The sequence below is a fragment of the Micromonospora sp. NBC_00821 genome (genome assembly GCF_036347035.1).
In the GTDB taxonomy this organism is placed as follows: domain Bacteria; phylum Actinomycetota; class Actinomycetes; order Mycobacteriales; family Micromonosporaceae; genus Micromonospora; species Micromonospora hortensis.
The window spans coordinates 4,653,171-4,671,073 of the sequence record NZ_CP108880.1 but is presented as its reverse complement, the minus strand read 5'-3'; the positions used below and the strand labels follow the sequence as shown (position 1 = coordinate 4,671,073).

At 70.9% G+C, this 17,903-nt stretch carries 15 protein-coding genes; 13 read left to right on the top strand and 2 right to left on the bottom strand.

All coding sequences use genetic code 11. The features are described 5' to 3' along the window. Positions 1 to 308 precede the first annotated feature (308 nt). From OHB44_RS21300 to OHB44_RS21265, 8 genes are all read left to right on the top strand, one after another. Positions 309 to 1,523 (top strand): cellulose-binding domain-containing protein, encoded by a 1,215-nt coding sequence (locus OHB44_RS21300; protein ID WP_330437987.1) that lies wholly within the window; start codon positions 309 to 311, stop codon positions 1,521 to 1,523. A gap of 193 nt (positions 1,524 to 1,716) precedes the next feature. Beyond that, positions 1,717 to 2,721 (top strand): ABC transporter substrate-binding protein, encoded by a 1,005-nt coding sequence (locus OHB44_RS21295; RefSeq protein WP_330437986.1) that lies wholly within the window; start codon positions 1,717 to 1,719, stop codon positions 2,719 to 2,721. Next, positions 2,718 to 3,506 (top strand): class I SAM-dependent methyltransferase, encoded by a 789-nt coding sequence (locus tag OHB44_RS21290; protein WP_330437985.1) that lies wholly within the window; start codon positions 2,718 to 2,720, stop codon positions 3,504 to 3,506. The genes OHB44_RS21295 and OHB44_RS21290 overlap by 4 nt, the downstream gene beginning before the upstream one ends. Before the next feature lie 95 nt (positions 3,507 to 3,601). Further along, positions 3,602 to 4,591, top strand: coding sequence for a FecCD family ABC transporter permease (locus OHB44_RS21285; RefSeq protein ID WP_330437984.1), 990 nt, complete (start codon positions 3,602 to 3,604; stop codon positions 4,589 to 4,591). Beyond that, positions 4,588 to 5,421 carry an ABC transporter ATP-binding protein gene (locus OHB44_RS21280; protein WP_330437983.1) on the top strand — a complete coding sequence of 278 codons (834 nt, stop codon included), beginning with the start codon at positions 4,588 to 4,590 and terminating at the stop codon, positions 5,419 to 5,421. Before OHB44_RS21285 ends, OHB44_RS21280 begins: the two co-directional genes overlap by 4 nt. A 112-nt stretch (positions 5,422 to 5,533) precedes the next feature. Next, positions 5,534 to 6,175: a GNAT family N-acetyltransferase gene (locus OHB44_RS21275; RefSeq protein ID WP_266301984.1), complete on the top strand. Its 642-nt coding sequence runs from the start codon at positions 5,534 to 5,536 to the stop codon at positions 6,173 to 6,175. A gap of 132 nt (positions 6,176 to 6,307) precedes the next feature. Next, complete coding sequence (locus tag OHB44_RS21270) at positions 6,308 to 6,454, top strand: hypothetical protein (protein ID WP_167337290.1); 147 nt, start codon at positions 6,308 to 6,310, stop codon at positions 6,452 to 6,454. A 162-nt stretch (positions 6,455 to 6,616) separates the two neighbouring features. Beyond that, positions 6,617 to 8,650 carry a hypothetical protein gene (locus OHB44_RS21265; protein ID WP_330437981.1) on the top strand — a complete coding sequence of 678 codons (2,034 nt, stop codon included), beginning with the start codon at positions 6,617 to 6,619 and terminating at the stop codon, positions 8,648 to 8,650. Positions 8,651 to 8,691: 41 nt separating this feature from the next. On the opposite strand, the gene OHB44_RS21260 is transcribed toward OHB44_RS21265, so the two are convergent. Beyond that, positions 8,692 to 9,273 (bottom strand): TetR/AcrR family transcriptional regulator, encoded by a 582-nt coding sequence (locus OHB44_RS21260; protein WP_330437980.1) that lies wholly within the window; start codon positions 9,271 to 9,273, stop codon positions 8,692 to 8,694. Positions 9,274 to 9,398: 125 nt separating this feature from the next. On the opposite strand from OHB44_RS21260, the gene OHB44_RS21255 reads away from it, so the two are divergent. From OHB44_RS21255 to OHB44_RS21235, 5 genes are all read left to right on the top strand, one after another. Continuing rightward, positions 9,399 to 10,847 (top strand): serine hydrolase domain-containing protein, encoded by a 1,449-nt coding sequence (locus OHB44_RS21255; protein WP_330437979.1) that lies wholly within the window; start codon positions 9,399 to 9,401, stop codon positions 10,845 to 10,847. Between the two features lie 176 nt (positions 10,848 to 11,023). Continuing rightward, entirely contained in the window at positions 11,024 to 12,046 is a 1,023-nt protein-coding gene (locus OHB44_RS21250; RefSeq protein WP_266301988.1) for an NBR1-Ig-like domain-containing protein, read from the top strand. A 207-nt stretch (positions 12,047 to 12,253) separates the two neighbouring features. After that, positions 12,254 to 13,117 (top strand): peptidoglycan-binding domain-containing protein, encoded by an 864-nt coding sequence (locus OHB44_RS21245; RefSeq protein WP_330437978.1) that lies wholly within the window; start codon positions 12,254 to 12,256, stop codon positions 13,115 to 13,117. Positions 13,118 to 13,150: 33 nt separating this feature from the next. Then, the gene (locus tag OHB44_RS21240; protein ID WP_266301990.1) at positions 13,151 to 14,035 is read left to right on the top strand and encodes a peptidase inhibitor family I36 protein; all 885 of its coding nucleotides are present in this window, start codon (positions 13,151 to 13,153) and stop codon (positions 14,033 to 14,035) included. 6 nt (positions 14,036 to 14,041) lie between these two features. After that, positions 14,042 to 14,965, top strand: coding sequence for a peptidase inhibitor family I36 protein (locus OHB44_RS21235; RefSeq protein WP_266301991.1), 924 nt, complete (start codon positions 14,042 to 14,044; stop codon positions 14,963 to 14,965). A 69-nt stretch (positions 14,966 to 15,034) separates the two neighbouring features. Here the strand turns inward: OHB44_RS21235 and OHB44_RS21230 are convergent, their stop codons facing one another. Next, positions 15,035 to 17,902: an FAD-binding and (Fe-S)-binding domain-containing protein gene (locus OHB44_RS21230; protein WP_330437976.1), complete on the bottom strand. Its 2,868-nt coding sequence runs from the start codon at positions 17,900 to 17,902 to the stop codon at positions 15,035 to 15,037. Position 17,903: the final 1 nt, after the last annotated feature.

The following is a 17,903-nucleotide window of genomic DNA, read 5'->3' as shown; positions in this document are numbered from 1 at the left end:
CCGGCATAAGTGACATCCCGCCCATATCGGCTACTGAAACTGCAAGATCGGCGCGGCAGTCAGGGGTCACCGACGCTTGATTCGATCGGCAATCGTCAATAGATTGAGGATGGGCGCCGCCGGGGTCCGGGTGAACCGGGCCGTTGGCGGCTGACAGGTCCACCCCCGAGCCGGGCACTTTGGTCGTACGCACGACCGCTCGCTGTGGCGCACCGCCGCGCCACATCCAGGGCACGTTGTCGCGCCGCGTCCGTCCAGGACGCGCCGCCGTGCCGTCTCCGCCCAGCTCGATGGCAGAAGGACCCTTCATGACGATTTTCCGCGCCCGCCCCGCCGCGACCCTGGTGGTCGCCGCCGCGCTGGCCGCCGCCGCGACCACCACCGGAGCGGCACTACTCAGCGGCCCGGCCGCGGCCGCCCAGGGTTGCCGGGTCGACTACACGCCCAACCAGTGGCCCGGCGGATTCACCGCCACCGTCAAGGTCTCCCCGGGGGACGCGGCCGTCTCCAGCTGGACCGTCACCTGGACATACGCCGGGGACGAGCGGGTCACCAGCGGCTGGAACGCCACGGTCAGCCAGTCCGGATCGACGGTGACCGCCCGCAACGCGTCGTACAACGGCGGCATCCCGGCCGGCGGCTCCACCGAGTTCGGGTTGCAGGGCACGTACGGCTCCAGTGGTGGCGCGCCGACCGGGTTCAGCCTGAACGGCGTACCGTGCAACGGCGCCACGCCGCCGCCCACCACCCCGCCGCCGACGACACCTCCGCCCACTACCCCGCCGCCGACGACACCTCCGCCGACCACCCCGCCGCCCACCACCGAGCCGCCGACCGGGTGTGCCGGCGCGGTGCTCTGCGACGGCTTCGAGGGCCAGACCGGGTCGACGCCGTCCGGTGACTGGGCCGTGGTGAGCCCGGACTGTTCCGGCGCCGGTACCGCCACCATCGACACGGCGACCACGCACAGCGGCAGCCGGTCGGTTCGGATCAGCGGCGCCGCCGGGTACTGCAACCACGTCTTCATCAGGTCCACGAAGAACCTCGGCAGCGTGGGCAACGTCCGGTACGGCCGCATCTGGGTCCGGCACACCACCGCCCAGCCCACCGAACACACCACGATGATGGCGATGGCCGACGCCGCCGATGGCAGCAAGGACCTGCGGTTGGGTGGCCAGAACGGCGCCCTGCAGTGGAACCGCGCCTCCGACGACGCGACCCTGCCCGAGCAGAGCCCGGCCGGGGTGGCGCAGAGCCTGCCGTTGCCCACCAACCGGTGGACCTGTGTGGAGTTCATGGTGGACGGCGCGGCCGGTCAGCTGCGTACCTGGGTGGACGGCACCGCCATCCCTGGGCTGACCGCGGACGGCGTACCGACGCACGACATCGACGGCCAGTGGCACAACCGCACCTGGCGGCCGCAGCTCACCGACCTGAAACTGGGCTGGGAGAGCTACGGCGGCGGAGCCGACACCCTCTGGTACGACGACGTCGCGCTGGGGTCCAGCCGGATCGGCTGCTGACCCTTCCGGGGTCGTGAACGGGGCCCGTCAGCGGTGCCCCGCCATGGTGATGAGTGCGTCGAGGGTGTGACCGAGGTTCCGGGTCACACCCTCGACCGCGTCGGCCTGAGCGGATGCGGGCACGCGTCCGCCGGCTGGCGCACCGCACCCCCGCCGGCCAGGCCACCGAGGCGCTGTTGATATGTTCCTGCCCATGAAAACCGTTTTCATTAAGGTGGGTCTGTGCCTGGTACTGGCCGCGGCCGGCTGCTCCGACGGGGGAGCCGCCGCGCCGGCCGCGCAGGGCCACCTGGCCACCCCGGTCCAGCTGACAAACTGCGGATTGCCGGTCAGCGTCACCGCGCCACCCCAGCGCGCGATCGCACTCGAACAGAACGCCACCGAGATCATGCTCAGCCTCGGTCTCGCCGATCGGATGGTCGGCACCAGCTACCAGACCGACCCGGTGCTGCCCGACCTGCGCCCCGCGTACGAGAAGGTGCCGGTGCTGGCCAAGCTCTACCCCTCACGAGAGGCGGTCCGGGCGGCGAATCCGGACTTCGTCTACTCGACCTACACCTCCGCGTACGCTCCGGACGCCGCCGGCTCGCGCGCTGACCTGGCGACGCTCGGCGTGCCGGCGTACCTCTCCGAGTTCGCCTGCGAGAAACCGGCGGACGCCACCCAGACGGTCACCTTCGACGGGATCTTCGACGAGATCCGCGACATCGCCGGCGTCTTCGGCGTCCCGGAGCGGGCCGACAAGCTGATCCACGACCAGCAGAGTCGGTTGGCCGCCGCTCGAGGTGCGGCGCCGACGGCCGTGCCGAGCGCCGGCCCGTCACTGCTCTGGTACTACTCCGGAACGAGCACCCCGTATGTGGCCGGGCACGGCGGGGTTCCAGACGCGATCAGCTCGCTGCTGGGAGCCCGCAACACGTTCACCGATGCCAGCCAGAAGTGGCCGGCCGGCAATTGGGAGGAGATCGCCAAACGCAACCCGGAGGTGATCGTGGTGGCCGATCTGACCAGGGGCGGCGACGGCGACAGTGCCCAATCGAAGATCGACTTCCTGCGCCGCAACCCGGTGACATCGAAGCTGGACGCGGTGGTCGCCGGACGGTTCGTCACAGTGCCCGGCTCGTCGATGGACCCGTCGATCCGCAGCGTCCAGGCGGCGGAACTGGTCGGCGCCAACCTGCACGGGAGCGCCCGATGACTCCGCCGGCCGGCGCCGAGGTCGCCGCGCTGGACCAGTCGGCCGCCCGCCGTCTGCTCGAACTCTGGAACGACCAGCAGTCCGCCTACGTGGCCCACCGCGACCTGCGGTTCGACGTGATGGCCGACGTGCTGCGGCTGCACTGCCCGGACGACCCCGCGATCCTCGATCTGGCCTGCGGCCCCGGTGCGATCAGCGACCGGATGCTGGCCCAGTTCCCCCGTGCCACCGCCGTCGCTGTCGACTACGACCCGATCCTGCTGGCGGTCGCGCGGCGTGCTGTGAACCGGTACAGCGCACGGGTCGAGGTCCACGACGTCGACCTGGTGGCCGACGGCTGGGAGCACGCTCTGACCGGACGGCGGATCGACGCCGTGCTCACCTCGACGGCACTGCACTGGCTGTCGCCGGAGCAACTGCTGCGGGTCTACACCACAGTGGCGCGGCTGCTGCCCGCCGGTGGTGTGCTGCTCAACGCCGACCACCTCCGATACGACGAATCGGCGCCCACCCTGCGTGACATCGCCGCTCGACACGATGCGCAGGTGCAGCAGGAGACATTCGCTGCCGGAGCGCTCACCTACTCCGCCTGGTACGCCGAGGCGGCCCGACACCCGGAACTGGCCGGGCTGGCGGCCCAGCGGGAACTGCGGTTCGCCGACCGGCCGCCGCAGGCCCCAGCGTCACTGGAATTCCACCTGGCTGCCCTTCGCACGGCAGGGTTCGCCGAGGTCGGCACCGTCTGGCAGTACCTGGACGACTACGTGGTGTTCGCCCGCCGATGAACCCGCGAGTCGCACGATCCCCAGTCTCGGCGAGCGGCCGGCGGGAGTCGCCACCCCCTCCCGGCATCTCGAGAAACGGTCGGTACGTCCTTCCGTTGGCCCTGCTCCTGCTACTGGCCACCATCGCGGCGGCGGTCAGCGTGGGCTCGGCCGATCTGCCGGTCGACAGCGTCCTGCGCGCGGTGGCCAGCCATGTGGGCCTCCCGGTGCAGCCCCTACCGCCGTTGCCGGACAGCATCGTGTGGGATCTCCGGTTGCCCCGGGTGCTGTTGGCCGCGTTGGTCGGTGCCGGTCTGGCGGTGTGCGGGGCCGTCCTACAGGCGCTCACGCGTAACCCGCTGGCCGATCCGTTCCTGCTCGGTGTCTCGTCCGGCGCCTCCACCGGAGCGGTGGCGGTGCTGGTACTCGGCATCCGGATCGGCGCCGGCCCGGTCGACCTGACCACCGGCGCGTTCGTCGGCAGCATGGCCGCGTTCGGCGCGGTGCTGCTGCTGGCCGGCCGGCGGGCCGGCGAGCCGACCCGGATCGTTCTCGCCGGGGTGGCCGTCTCACAGCTCTTCAGCGCGGTGACCAGTCTGATCGTGATCTCCGACGCGCACACCCAGGACACCCGTAGCGTGACGTTCTGGTTGCTCGGCTCGCTGACGGCGGCCTCCTGGTCGTCGGTGACGCTGAGCGCGGTGGTTGTCGGCGTCGGCCTGCTGGTGTGCTGGACCAGTGCGACGGCGCTGGACGCATTCGCGTTCGGCACCGATACCGCCCGCTCGCTCGGCTTCTCTCCCGGGCGCACCCGGCTGCTGCTGTTCACCGTCACCGCTCTGATGGCAGCCGCGCTGGTCGCGGCGAGCGGCGCCATCGGTTTCGTCGGGTTGACAGTGCCACACGCCGTGCGGTTCCTGTTCGGCTCCCGGCATCGCACGTTGCTGCCCGCCTGCGCGGTGATCGGCGCGATCTTCCTGATCTGGGCGGACACCGTGGCGCGGACCGTCTTCTCACCACAGGAACTGCCGGTGGGCGTGCTCACCGCGCTGCTCGGGGTGCCGGTGTTCGCGCTGGTCATGCGACGCCGGACGGGTACGCCGTGATCGCGCCGGGCACCACCGGCCGGGGACTGGGCGGTGACCCTTCCCTGGCGGGAGCGTCGCCGGCGCGGCTGGAAGCGGACGGGATCGGGTGGGGCGTGGCCGGCGTACGGATCCTGGCCGGGGTGGCGCTCACCGCCGAACCGGGTGCCACTGTCGGGCTGCTCGGGCCGAACGGCTCCGGCAAGTCGACCCTGCTGCGGCTACTGGCCGGGCTGGCGCGGCCGGAGTCCGGGCGGGTGCTGCTCGACGGCGTCGCGGTGGACGCGATACCCCGGCGTGCGTTGGCTCGTCGGATCGCGGTGGTCACCCAACAGGTGGCCACCGACGTGGAGATGTCCGCACTGGAGGTGGTTCTGCTGGGCCGGACCCCGTACCGGCCACGCCTTGCCGGGGTCGGCGCCGCGGATCTGGACCTGGCACGGCGCGCGCTCGCAGACGCCGGCCTGGCCGGGTTCGAGCAGCGGCGCTGGTCCAGCCTCTCCGGCGGTGAGCGGCAGCGGGTGGACCTGGCTCGCGCGCTGGTGCAGGAACCGGATCTGCTGCTGCTCGACGAGCCGACCAACCATCTGGACATCCGGCATCAGCTGGATCTGCTGCGGTTCCTCGCCGAGTCGGCCAGCACCGTCGTGGTGACCCTGCACGATCTCAATCTGGCCGCGCAGTACTGCGACCGGCTGGTGCTTCTGTCCGACGGGCGGGTGGTCGCGGCCGGCACACCCGTCGAGGTTCTCACCACCAGCCAAATAGAGCAGGTCTACCAGGTGCGTACGGACGTCGACATCACCGCTGACGGTCGGCCTCGGATCTGGTACCGCAGCCACGCGACGTAGGCGCCGACGGAGCTGACGAAGCGGGGGCCGATGCATCGCGGCACAGTGCCGTACTCCAAGCGGGAGGATGTCCGAGCACTGTTTGGTCCGTATACCGGGGGAGAAGATGACCATGGACCGCACCTTGGCCGAGATCCTGGAAGCGGCGGCGTACGGGCACTTCCCGCCACCGGACGGCGGGACCACTGTGGTGTCGCAGCCGAGCCGCCGCGACGCCGGAGTCATCGCCTTCACCGGACACTCGGTGGTGTTCACCGACGAAGATCCCCAGTGGGTACGTCGTACGCTGGCCACCCTCGACTGCGACTCCCTGGCGGCCACGATGAATCCGCGTTTCCTGGGTGCGCTGCTCGAACGCACCCGGCGCTGCATGGACACGATCGACCTGTTGACCGTCGCGAGTTGCCTTGCCGGGCCACCTCCGTTGCCGCTGACCGAACTGGCGGACGCCGGTCATCCTCGTGAGGTCAGGTCACGTCGGCGCCGTGACGACATCCGCGTCTGGGCCGCCGAGGGTGGGGTGGTCGTGCTCGGCCGCGGCGTGGCCGGTCGTTGGGAGGCGGCGGTGGAGGTCGACGACGAGCGTCGCCACCGGGGCCTGGGGCGGGCGCTGGCCACGGCCGCCCGACATCTGGTGCCCGACGGCCAGCCGGTCTGGGCCCAGCAGGCCGCCGGCAACGCGCGCAGCGTGCGCGCCTTTCAGGCGGCGGGCTTTCGACCGGTGGGCGCCGAAGCGCTTCTTCTCCCGACGTAGGTAGCGCATCGGACGATCGGCACCTGCCACTGTGGGCCAAACCGTGATCGGCAGGAGGGTTTCCGAGATCACGACCGGGGGCATCCCGCGGATGAAGTCAGCCGCTCGTTACCCCTGATCGAGGAGAGCACCATGTCGGTCCAGGCATTTCTCTACGTTGTCGCCGTCATCCTGATCGTGCTCGCTGCTCTGCCGCTGCCCACGAGGGGCGTCTCGCTCGCGCTTCTGGGCGCCGCCTGCGCCCTGCTCGCCTACGCCTGGCCGGTGATCACCGACTGACCTTTCGTTAGTCGTCGTCGATGCGGCCGGTGGCCGGCAGCCAGAGCGTGATCGGGCTGCCCGACCACCGGCCGCGACTGTGTTTCGCTTGCTGAGTCTCTTTCACACGCGTAGGAAGAACACCACCCGTCGATCCGCCGTCCAGCGTCGAAGGAGATGCGTGTGACCACCTCCAGAGGGCTCCGTCTCACCGTGTCCGTGCTGGTGACGGCGGGCGCCGTCCTGCTCGGCACGGCGGCCCCCGCCGCACCGCCAACGACTCCCGCGCCGGCCGCGCACCCGTCCTGCGACCCGATCGACCCGACCGCCTGCCTGCTGCCGTTCCCGAATGACTACTTCACGGTGCCGGACCGGAGCAGCCCCACCGGCAAGCGGGTGCGGTTCGCCGCCGCCGCGATGCCCGCCAACGTGCAGGGGACCCCGATCGACCCGACGGAGTGGAACCGGCAGGACGGGTTCAGTCCGGGCTCACCGATCCTGGTGCGCGTACCCGGCCTCGACGCCGTGGCGAGCGGGATCGCGCCGGTCACCGACATCGGCCGCTCGCTGGCGTCGAACGCGCCGATCGTGCTGCTCAATGCCCGGACCGGCGAGCGCACGCCGTACTGGGCCGAGGTGGACGCGCACGCCGCCGGCCAGCCCGACCGGCAACTGCTGATCATCCGGCCGGCTGTGGCGCTGACCGAGGGCACCCGCTACGTCGTCGGGTTGCGCGGCCTGCGCGACGGCAACGGGGCGTTGATTCCGGCGCCGAAGGCGTTCACGGCGTACCTGACCGGTGCCGGCCTCAAGCAGTGGGACGCTCGGGGGCAGCAGCTGAGGCGCATCGCCGCCGAGCTGAGCCGGACCGGCGTCACGCGGCACAGTCTCTACCTGGCCTGGGACTTCACTGTGGCCAGCCGGCACGGGCTGACCGGGCGGATGGTGGCGGTCCGGGACGACGCGTTCGCCGACCTCGGCCGGGCCGCGCCGCCGGTCACCGTCACCCAGGTGACCGACTATTCACCGGAGCAGGATCCGCTCATCGCCCGGCAGGTGACCGGCACCATCGGCGTACCGTCCTATCTGACCGGCGACGGCGGCCCCGGCTCCCGCCTGCACTACGGGCCGGCCGGCGGCGCCGGGACGCCGCCCACCCCGAACGCCCTGCCCACGCCGTCCGGCGCGACGGTGGCGGCCGACTTCGTCTGCAACATCCCGCGCAGCGCCTCGGCCGCGCGGCCGGCCCACCTCTCGCTCTACGGCCACGGACTGCTCGGCCGACCAACCGAGATCAACGCCGGCAACGTCAGGACGATGTCGAACACCCACAACTTCACCTTCTGCGCGACCAGTTGGATCGGCATGGCCGCTGCCGACGTTCCCTTCGTGGCCAACGCGTTCACCGACCTCAGCGTCTTCCCCGCTGTGGCGGACCGGTTGCAGCAGAGCTTCCTGAACTTCCTCTTCCTGGGTCGCGCGATGATCCACCCGGCGGGGTTCGCCGCCCATCCGGCGTTCCGCGACGCCACCGCCCGGCCGCTGATCGATCGCGGCGGCGGGCTGCACTACGACGGCAACAGCCAGGGCGGCATCAACGGAGGGGCGCTCACCGCCATCGCCCAGGACTGGACCCGGTCGGTGCTCGGCGTACCGGCGATGAACTACTCGACACTGCTGCAACGCAGCGTGGACTTCGCGCCGTTCCAGACCGTGCTGGACGGCTACTACCCGGACACTGTCGACCAACAGTTGGTCCTCGCGCTGCTGCAGATGTTGTGGGACCGGTCGGAGGCCAACGGGTACGCCCAGCACATGACCGACCGGCCGCTACCGCGGACCCCGGCGCACCAGGTGCTGATGCACGTGGCCTTCGGTGACCAGCAGGTCTCGCCCGCTGCGGCGGAGGTGCAGGCGCGCACCATCGGCGCGCGCCTGCACACCCCGGCGCTCGCCGACGGCTGGTCACTGGACGTGCGGCCGTACTGGGGTATCACGCCGATCCACCGCTACCCGTACACCGGCTCGGCGATCGTGATCTGGAACAGCGGCGCGGCGTACGCGCCGCCGCCGACCAACCTCGCCCCGGCCGGGCCGGAGTTCGGCGACGATCCGCACGAGTTCCCCCGCGCCCAGGCCGGGGCCCAGAAACAGAAGGCGGTCTTCCTGCTCACCGGCGAGGTCGTCGACGTCTGCGCGCGGACACCCTGCCCGTGACGCCGGGCCCGCCGGGCGCCATCCCGGCGGGCCGGCGCGTCCTACGACCGTGGCGTCATCCCCCCCAGCAGAGCCTCGAGTACGCGATCGACGTACTCGTGGGTCAGCGGCTCCTGCGTGATGAGGAACTGGAAGTAGAGCGGGCCGGACAGGATCGCCATGGCCACGTCCAGGTCGAAGTCGGATGAGATCTGCCCCCGCTGCTGGGCGCTCCGCAGCCGGGCGAGGGTCCGGTCCGCCTGCGGGCGGATGAAGCGTTCGTTGAGCGCGGCGGCGACCATCGGATCGTGCTGGGCCTCGCCGACCAGGGCCCGGTAGAGGGGGCCCAGTGGGGGCTGGCCCAGGAGGTCGACCGCCGCGTGGATCTGTTGGCGCAGGTCGGCCACGATGTCGCCGGTGTCGGGGTAGTCGAGTGCGGGTTCGCCGGAGGTGAGCACCGCGTCCAGGAACAGGGCGCCCTTGGACGGCCAGCGCCGGTAGACCGTGTGCTTGCCGACGCCGGAGCGTGCCGCGACCCCCTCGATGCTGAGTTTGGCGTAACCGACCTCCTGCGCCAGCTCCAACGTCGTACGCATGATCGCGTTGGTCCGGTCGGTGGCCCTGGTGCGGCGGTCGTCGCTCATGCCGCCACTGTAACGGCACGGCACGTGCCGTTGACAATCCTCCGGGTGCGTGGCCAAACTGAGCGCGATCCACCAGCAGCACGGCACGTGCCGTGCCAAAGCCTGACCGACCGAAGGGAAGCACCATGACCGAGACGCTGATCCGGAACGCCGACAGCGACCTGCACCCCCCACCTGTACGGAGGTCGCCCAGCCGGCGATTCGACGTCGACCGCTGGCAGCGGCGGTTCGACGAGCTGCGCCACACGCACCACGTCCCCGGCGCGAGCCTGGCCGTGCTGCTCGACGGGCAGGTCCACGAGCTGGCGAGTGGGGTGCTGCACGGTGGCACCGACGTGGCGGTCACCCCGGACTCGGTGTTCCTGTCCGGCTCGATCGCGAAGGTCTACACCGCAACGCTCATCATGCGGCTCGCCGACCAGGGAAAGCTGGACCTCCACGCGCCGGTAGTGGAGGTGCTGCCGGAGTTCGCCACCCCCGACGCCGAGGCGACCAGGACGATCACCGTTCGGCAGTTGCTGTCGCACACCGGCGGCGTGACAAACGACTTCAACTTCGACGGTGGCAGGGGTGACGACTGCCTCGCCCGATACGTCAGCGCCGCCCGACGGGTGGCGCTGGACTGCCCGCCCGGCACAGCCATCTCGTACGGCGGGCTCGGTTACATCGTCCTGGGCCGCGTCATTGAAAAGCTCACCGGCCTCACCTGGGACCAGGCCCTCAAGAGCCTCCTGTTCGAGCCGCTCGGCCTGGAACGCTCGATGACGCTGCCGGAGGAGGCCCTGCGCTTCCGCGTCGCCATGAGCCACCTGGGCGAGTCCGGTGGCTATCCCGACCCGGCCCCGTCCTGGGACCTGATGCCCCGCTCCATGGGTCCGGCGGGCAGGGTCATCGTCTCCGCCGGCGACATGGCCCGCTTCGCCCGGATGCACCTCGACGGCGGCCTCGCGCCCGACAGCACCCGGGTGCTGTCCACCGAAGCTGTCGCCGCCATGCGACACCGCGCCGTCGACGTGCCCGACAAGTGGACGGTGAGCGCCGACGGGTGGGGTCTGGGTTGGACGCTCTACGACTGGAACGGCGTCCCCGGCTACGGCCACGACGGCGCGGCCATCGGTCAGTACGCCTACCTGCGCGTCGTCCCGCACGCGAACCTCGCAGTGGTCCTGATGACAAACGGCGGCGCGGCCCGACTGCTCTACGCCGACCTGTTCCGCGATCTGCTCTCCGAACTCGCCGACGTCACAATGCCCGCGCCGTTCGCCCCGGCCCCCGTGCCACCCCCGATCGACCTCGAACCGCTGCTCGGCACGTACCGGCGTGAGGGTGTCGTCCTGACCGTCTCCCGCACCGACGACGGCACACCGCACCTGCGGTACGAGTTCGTCGACGACATGGCAGGCATGTCGCCGCCCCTGGAGATGGACCTCGAACCGGTCACCGCAACGGTCTTCGCCGCCTCCGGCGCGGGACCGTCGTTCAGCGAGGACTACATGCCGGTGGTCTTCTCCACCCTCACCAACGGCACTCGGGTCTGCTACGTGGGCATGCGCGCCACGCCCAAGGTCGCCTGAAGACGCGGCGGCGCAACGCGGGTTGGTCCCGGCGTGCGCGGTCCCGGTGATCGCCAGCACCGGGACCGTCGCGCCCGGTGCCGTCGATGCACCACATTGATGACGGCCTTGTCCCGTTCGATACCCTCTGACACGCTCTGACAACGCCTGACGACGTCGTCTGACATGGGGGAGTGATGAAGGACCAGCGTGCCGCCGCCCAGTCGATTCAGGACAGACAGGCCGCCGAGAGGTTCGCCGAACAGCTACGGGCCCTGCGGACAGCCGCCGGCGACCCGTCGTTCCGCAAGATGGCGGGGCGGTCGGGCCGGATCTCGCACACCACGCTGCACGAGGCCGCCGCCGGGACCAGGTTCCCCTCCTGGGAGACCGTGCGAGAGTTCGTTCGAGCCTGCGAGGCGGACGAGGTCCAGTGGCGGCGTCGCTGGGAGGACGCACAGCGCCCCGCGTCTGCGCACGGCACCGAAGACGGCGATACCGCGCCGGTCAGCACCGAGTCCCCGACCGGCGACGAGACCCCGATCACCACCGGCGGAAAGAAGCCCGACACCGGCACCGACACCCCGGAACCGGACGGGCCTGTCGTGTCCGTCGTCCCCGCGTCGTCCCCGAATGAGCAGAACGCGCTGCGCAGCACGGACTATCCGCCGACCGACGAGGACGTCGCGGGTGCACGGCGGCACCGGCTGCCATGGCTCGCCGCCGCAGCGGTGGTCCTGGTGGTGGCGATGGTCGCCGTTCTGGGCGTCGTCGTTCGCGGCCGGTCGTCACGGGACGGCTCCGGCGCGGTGGCGGCGTCATCCGCGCCGTCGCCGTCGGCGTCACCGTTCTCGGACTCGCTGATCCCCGGCGACTCCAGCAAGTTCATCTCCGACGTCACCATCCCCGACGGCACCCGGGTGCGGGTGAACTCGCAGTTCGTCAAGGTGTGGGCCCTCAAGAACGTGGGGAAGGTCGCCTGGCACAACCGTTTCCTCCAGCGGACCAACCCCACCGCCGACGCCGACGGTTGCCAGGTGCCGGACCGGGTGGCGATCGGTGACACACCGCCCGACGAGCAGGTGATGATCAGTGTCGAGGTCACCGCGCCGAGTCGTCCTGGGAAGTGCTGGGTGAGTTGGAAGATGGTCGACGAGAACGGGCAGGAGTACTTTCCCACCCGCCGGCCGGTGTACTTCATGGTCACCGTCACCGCCTGAGTGCGCTCCCCGGTCACCTCGACCGGTGTCAGAGTGCTGACCATCGGTGTCAGAGCCGGGCGCCGCCAAAGCTGACAACACCACATCCACCGAGGTCGGTGACGGCCTGACGGATCTGACAGGACAGCAGGGGTACCGAACAGCAGGCCGATTCTCGCAAGGTGATGTCCGTTCCGAACGACTCACCAACTGCGAGGAGGATCGACAGTGCGCCGTCCCTGGCTATCCGTCGGGCTCGCCGCGCTCTGCGTGGCAGTCGGCGTCCCGGCCCACGCGTGGGCCGCGACATCAGGCGCCACAGCGCAGCGAACCGTCACCGCGGCCGCGCGACCGGTCGTGGACATGGAGGCCACCGTCCTGGCCGCTCAGATCGACCCCCGCCGGGCCGACAACACGCTGACCCCGGGCGCGAAGAACTCCGTACTCGCCGTCGAACAGGCGCTGCAGGCGCAGGGTCTGCTGAACGCGCAATGGGTCGACGGCTACTTCGGCACCGTGACCGTCTCGGCGTACGCGGCGTACCAACGCTCGCTCGGCTACACCGGGCTGGCCGCGAACGGGCTGCCCGGCACGACGTCACTGACGAGACTCGGGCAGAACCGCTACACGGTCGCCAACACGATCGGCCCTGGCGCGAAGGTCCCGCGTGACGGGTACGTCGTCAACGCCCGTACGCGGGCGATGTTGGCCGAGGCGCAACGTCTGCTCGGCTACCCCCTGGTGCTCGATCAGGGCTCGTACAACCCCGGGGGCGACCCCACCTCGGCCGGTACGCACGACGGCGGGGGTGTGGTGGACATCGCGGTCACCGGCATGACCGCTGCCAAGCGCACCGCCGTCGCCCGGGCCCTGCGCCAGGTCGGCTTCGCGGCCTGGGTCCGCAACCCGAATCAGGGTGACTGGCCGTGGCACATCCACGCCACCGCGATCAACGACACGGACCTGTCCAGCCAGGCGCAGCACCAGGTCGGCGACTACCACCTCGGCATGAACGGCCTGGCCAACCAGGGACCGGACGACGGCCCCCAGGTCCCGATCAGGACCTGGGAGCAGTACCAGCGCGGGCAGTGACCCGTACCCCCTCACCGTTTCTGAAAGGACACCATGAACATCCGTAAGAGCCTCGCGGCCGTCGGCGTCGCGCTGGCCGCGACCACCTCGATCCTCAGCGTCGCATCGCCCGCATCGGCGGCGGCCCGAGACGGGGTCTGCGACAGTGGCGAGTTCTGCTACTACTACAACAGCGGCAACGCGGGATCGATCTCGGACTTCACCGGATCGCTCGACGACTACGGCACCGAGCAGCCCTCGTGCTACGACTTCAAGGGCACTGGCGCTGGCAAGGGCCTGTGCATCAAGAACGAGGCCGCCTCGGTCTGGAACCGCAGCACCAAGACGGTACGCGTCTACTACAACAGCGGCTACGCCGGCTCTTACCAGGACTTCGCAGCCGGCGCGAAAGGCAACCTCAACGCCACGCTGAAGAACAACAACGCCTCGCACCAGTTCTCGCCGTCGACGCGCACGAACCTGTCGTACGCCCTGTACCAGGCCAGCGGCGGCACTGTCACGTGCGCCTTCGACGGTTACACCACGACGCCCGGTCGGCACGAGGGCATCGACATCGCCCGCAGCGTCGGCTCGGACGTGCGTGCCCTGGTCTCCGGAACTGTCATCTACGTCGCGCGGGGCAACACCGGCAGCGGCGGCCTGTCCACTGTCTCCGTCTACAACTCCTCACTCAACAAGTCGGTGATCTACCTGCACACCGCGCCGAGGTCCGGTGTGAGCGTGGGCGACGCCATCAGCAAGGGCGAGATCATCGCCGATGAGTCGTGGCACGGGGTGTCGTCCAGCTCGGGCGCGCACACCCACGTCGAGGTTCGGGCCGGTCGGCAGACCCACGCGGCCGTCAGCGTCGGCGACTCCACCCTGGACAACGCCGACCCGACCGCGTTCTGGAACTCCCAGGGCTACAACGAGAAGTAGGACACCATGAGTATCCGCAAGGGCCTGGCCATCGTCGGCGCAGTCCTCGCCATGTCCACCTCGATCCTGAGTGTCGCGTCGCCGGCAGCGGCGGCCATGCGGGATGGCACTTGCGACAGTGGCGAGTTCTGTTACTACTACAACAGCAACCAGGCGGGCTCGGTCTCCGACTTCACCGACTCACTGGACGACTACGGTACGACCCAACCGACCTGCTACGACTTCAAGGGCGCGGGCAGCGGCAAGGGTCTGTGCGTGAAGAACAACGCGGCGTCGGTGTGGAACCGGACCAGCAAGACGGTGCGGGTCTACTTCAACAGCAACTTCGCCGGTGCCAGCCAGGACTTCGCGGCCGGCGCGAAAGGCAACCTCAACGCCACGCTGAAGAACAACAACGCCTCGCACGAGTTGGTGAGCGGGCCGACGGGCTGTAGCACCGACGGCACCAACAGCAAACTGCCGAGCACCATCCTCGTCTACCGGGTTAGTCTCGGCCGGGTCGATCGGGTCGACTTCAAGACGTACGTCAAGAACGTCCTCCCGAACGAGTGGGTGACGAGTTGGCCGGCCGCCTCGCTGGACGCCGGTGCGATGGCGGTCAAGAGCTACGCCTGGTACTGGGCGCTGCACTCGACCCGCAAGACGTCCGGCGGACAGTGCTACGACGTCCGGGACGACACCGGCGACCAGGTCTACCGGCCGTCGTCGGCGCAGTCGTCGACGTCCGCGGCGGTGGACCGGACCTGGTCGGCCCGGATGACCCGCAGCGGCAACATCCTGCGGGCGCACTACTGCGCGACGACGACCGCGTGTGGTGGCTGGGTGGACGGGGACTGGCTGTCGCAGTACGGCTCGCGTGATCTCGCCAACGAGGGCAAGAACTACCAGGCGATTCTGCGCTACTACTACCGCGACATCGCGCTCTCCTGAGGTAGGGCACCAACAGCGCCGCCCGCCGCAGATCTGCGGCGGGCGGCGCGCTCGCGGGTACGACACCGGCTACACCAGCGGCTCGACCGCCTCGACGAGCAGTTCGAGCACATGCCGGTACGGCTGACCGGTGGCCCGGCTCATGCCCATCTCGCAGGTGCGGTTGCAGGAGGCGTACGCGTCGTGGTCGCGCTCGTTGATCTCGGCGGCCTGCGCCGCTGTGGCGCCGGCAGTGACCTCGGGGTGCAGCAGCCCACGGTCACCGGCAAAGGCACAGCAGCCCCAACTGTCCGGCACGGTGACGGTGTCGGCGACCGCCCCGGCCACCGCGCGCAGGTCGTCGATGCCGCCCAGGTGCACAGTGGAGCAGGTGGGGTGCAGGGCCAGCGAGCCCAGTCGCCGGGGCTGCGGCAGCGCCGGCAGGAGGTGCTCGGCGGTGAAGGTCACGCTGTCGACGAAGCGCAGCGCGCCGTAGCGTGCCCGGTCATCCTCGGCCAGCGCGGCGGTCAGTTGCGTCAGCCCGTGCGTGCACGACGACGCGTCGCACACGACGGGCAGGCGGCCCTCGTCGCTGGCCGCCCAGAGCGCGGCCAGGGTCCGCTCGGCCATCTCCCGGTGACCGGCGGGGTAGCCCTTTGACTGCCACGGGGTTCCGCAGCACAGGCCCGCCGTGCCGGTCGGCACGACGAGCGGCACCCCCGCCAGTTCGCAGAGGCGCAGGAACGCCGCCGCCGAACCGCCGGACGAGCCGTCCTCGGGTGCGAAGAGGCTGCCGACGCAGGCCGCGAAGAACACCGCCTGGGCGTCCGGCGCGCTGCGTGGGGTGGGGCGGGGCGCGCCGGCGCGCGGCATGTCGTCGCTCCACAGCGGCACGAGTTCGGTGGCGCCGAGCCCGCGGATCGCCGTGGTGGCGGCGCGGGTGACCGGCGTCGGCACGGCGTGCGCGGCGGTCAGCCCCACCCGGACGCCCGTCACGGCGGCCTGCCAGTGCCGGGCGGCGGTGCGGGCGGTGCGCTGGGCGCGAGGGCTGTGCCGCTCGGCGCGCAGCCGTTTCATCGCCGCCCCGGTGTCGATGCCGACCGGGCAGGCGGTGACGCAGAGGCTGTCCGCGGCGCAACTGTCCACTGCTGCGTACTCGTAGTCGGCTGTCAGCTCCCGGCGGCGCTCCTCGTCGCCGGCGGCGGTGGCGAGGGCGATCTGCCGTTGCAGGACGATGCGCTGCCGGGGCGTGGTGGTGACGTCGGCGGTGGGGCAGACCGGCTCGCAGTAGCCACACTCGACGCAGGCGTCCAGCTCGGGGTCGACAGTCGGGACGGCCTTGAGCTGCCGCAGGTGCACTGTCGGGTCGTCGTTGAGCAGCACACCGGGGTTGAGCAGGCCGCTCGGGTCGCACAACCGCTTGAGGTCGCGCATCACGTCGTACAGCTCGTCGCCGTACTGCCGGCGGACGAAGGGTGCCATGGCCCGGCCGGTGCCGTGCTCCGCCTTGAGTGTTCCCCCCTCGGCGAGCACCAGGTCGACCATGTCGTCGGTGAACCGGGCGTAGCGGTCGATCTCGGCCGCTGTGTCGAAGGACTGGGTCAGCATGAAGTGCAGGTTGCCGTCGCGGGCGTGTCCGAAGATCACCGCGTCCGGGTAGCCGTGCCTGTCGAACAGGCGGATCAGACCATCGCAGGTGCCGGTCAGGCGCGGCATCGGCACCGCGACGTCCTCCAACAGGGCCGTGGTGCCGGGCGGGCGGGCCCCGGCGACGGCGGTGTAGAGGCCCTTGCGCAGGTGCCAGAGGTTGGCCCGTTCGCGCGGGTCGCGGGTCAGCTCGGTGCCGGTGACGGCCGGCAGCCGGTCGAGCACGGGCCGGGCGTCGGCCAGCCTCGCGGCCAACTGCTCCGCGCTGTCCTCGGCGAACTCCACAAGCAGTCCGGCGTGGCCGGTGACCGTCAACCCGCGCAGGGCCGCGCTGGCGCCCGGATCGCGCTGGCTGACCCGTAGCGCGGCCGCGTCGAGCAGCTCGGCGGTACGGGCGCCGGCGGCGAGCAGGGCCGGCAGCGCGTCGGTGGCGTCGGTGAGGCCGGGAAGGATCAGCAGGCCGGTGGCGGCGTGGTCGTGGATCTCGACGGTACGGAAGACCGCCTCGGCCACGAAGCCGAGCGTGCCCTCGCTGCCGATCATCAGGTGGGCGAGCATCTCGACCGGGGTGTTGTGGTCGAGCAGCGAGTTCAGCCCGTACCCCATGGTGTTCTTCATGGCGAACAGCCGCTCGATGGTGGCGCGTGACCCCGGCGTCGATCGCACCCGGTCGCGCAGGCGCAGCAGCCCGGCGTGCAGCTCGGGCTCGTCGGCCCGCAGCCGGTCGTCGGCGTCGCGGGCGCCGGAGTCGACGACGGTGCCGGACGGGAGCACGAAGCGCAGCGACTCCATGGTGCGGTACGCGTTGTCGGTGGTGCCGCAGGTCATCCCGCTGGAATTGTTTGCCACCATGCCGCCCACAGTGCAGGCGGCCTCGCTGGCCGGGTCCGGGCCGAGCCGGCGTCGGTAGCGGGCCAGCCGGGCGTTGGCCTGCCGGATCGTCAGGCCCGGCTGGAGCCGGATGCGGCGGCCGTCGTCGAGGACCTCGGCGTGGCGCCAGTCGGTGCGGACGTCGACAAGCACGCCCGCGCCGCCGGCCTGCCCGGCGAGGCTGGTGCCGCCGCCGCGCAGGGTCAGCGGCACGCCGGCCTCCCGGGCGCCGGCCATCAGCGCCCCCACCTCGGCGGCCGAGGCGGCGCGCACCACTGCCTGCGGCTCGAAGAGGTACGGCGACGCGTCGTGCGCCGCCGCCAGCCTTCGGGGCAGCTCGGCGCTGGCCCGGCTCGGATCATCGAGGCGCGAGCGCAGCAGTTCGGCGACCGCGCGGGCGCGAGCGCCGGCCGAGGTTGGCGCGGGTACGGCGGTGCTCATG

What these genes read in the sequence shown, in the direction of transcription:
- OHB44_RS21300 (WP_330437987.1), top strand. Translation starts at nt 309, where the DNA reads ATGACGATTTTCCGCGCCCGCCCCGCCGCGACCCTGGTGGTCGCCGCC.
- OHB44_RS21295 (WP_330437986.1), top strand. Translation starts at nt 1,717, where the DNA reads ATGAAAACCGTTTTCATTAAGGTGGGTCTGTGCCTGGTACTGGCCGCG.
- OHB44_RS21290 (WP_330437985.1), top strand. Translation starts at nt 2,718, where the DNA reads ATGACTCCGCCGGCCGGCGCCGAGGTCGCCGCGCTGGACCAGTCGGCC.
- OHB44_RS21275 (WP_266301984.1), top strand. Translation starts at nt 5,534, where the DNA reads ATGGACCGCACCTTGGCCGAGATCCTGGAAGCGGCGGCGTACGGGCAC.
- OHB44_RS21270 (WP_167337290.1), top strand. Translation starts at nt 6,308, where the DNA reads ATGTCGGTCCAGGCATTTCTCTACGTTGTCGCCGTCATCCTGATCGTG.
- OHB44_RS21260 (WP_330437980.1), bottom strand. Translation starts at nt 9,273, where the DNA reads ATGAGCGACGACCGCCGCACCAGGGCCACCGACCGGACCAACGCGATC.
- OHB44_RS21255 (WP_330437979.1), top strand. Translation starts at nt 9,399, where the DNA reads ATGACCGAGACGCTGATCCGGAACGCCGACAGCGACCTGCACCCCCCA.
- OHB44_RS21250 (WP_266301988.1), top strand. Translation starts at nt 11,024, where the DNA reads ATGAAGGACCAGCGTGCCGCCGCCCAGTCGATTCAGGACAGACAGGCC.
- OHB44_RS21240 (WP_266301990.1), top strand. Translation starts at nt 13,151, where the DNA reads ATGAACATCCGTAAGAGCCTCGCGGCCGTCGGCGTCGCGCTGGCCGCG.
- OHB44_RS21235 (WP_266301991.1), top strand. Translation starts at nt 14,042, where the DNA reads ATGAGTATCCGCAAGGGCCTGGCCATCGTCGGCGCAGTCCTCGCCATG.
- OHB44_RS21230 (WP_330437976.1), bottom strand. Translation starts at nt 17,902, where the DNA reads ATGAGCACCGCCGTACCCGCGCCAACCTCGGCCGGCGCTCGCGCCCGC.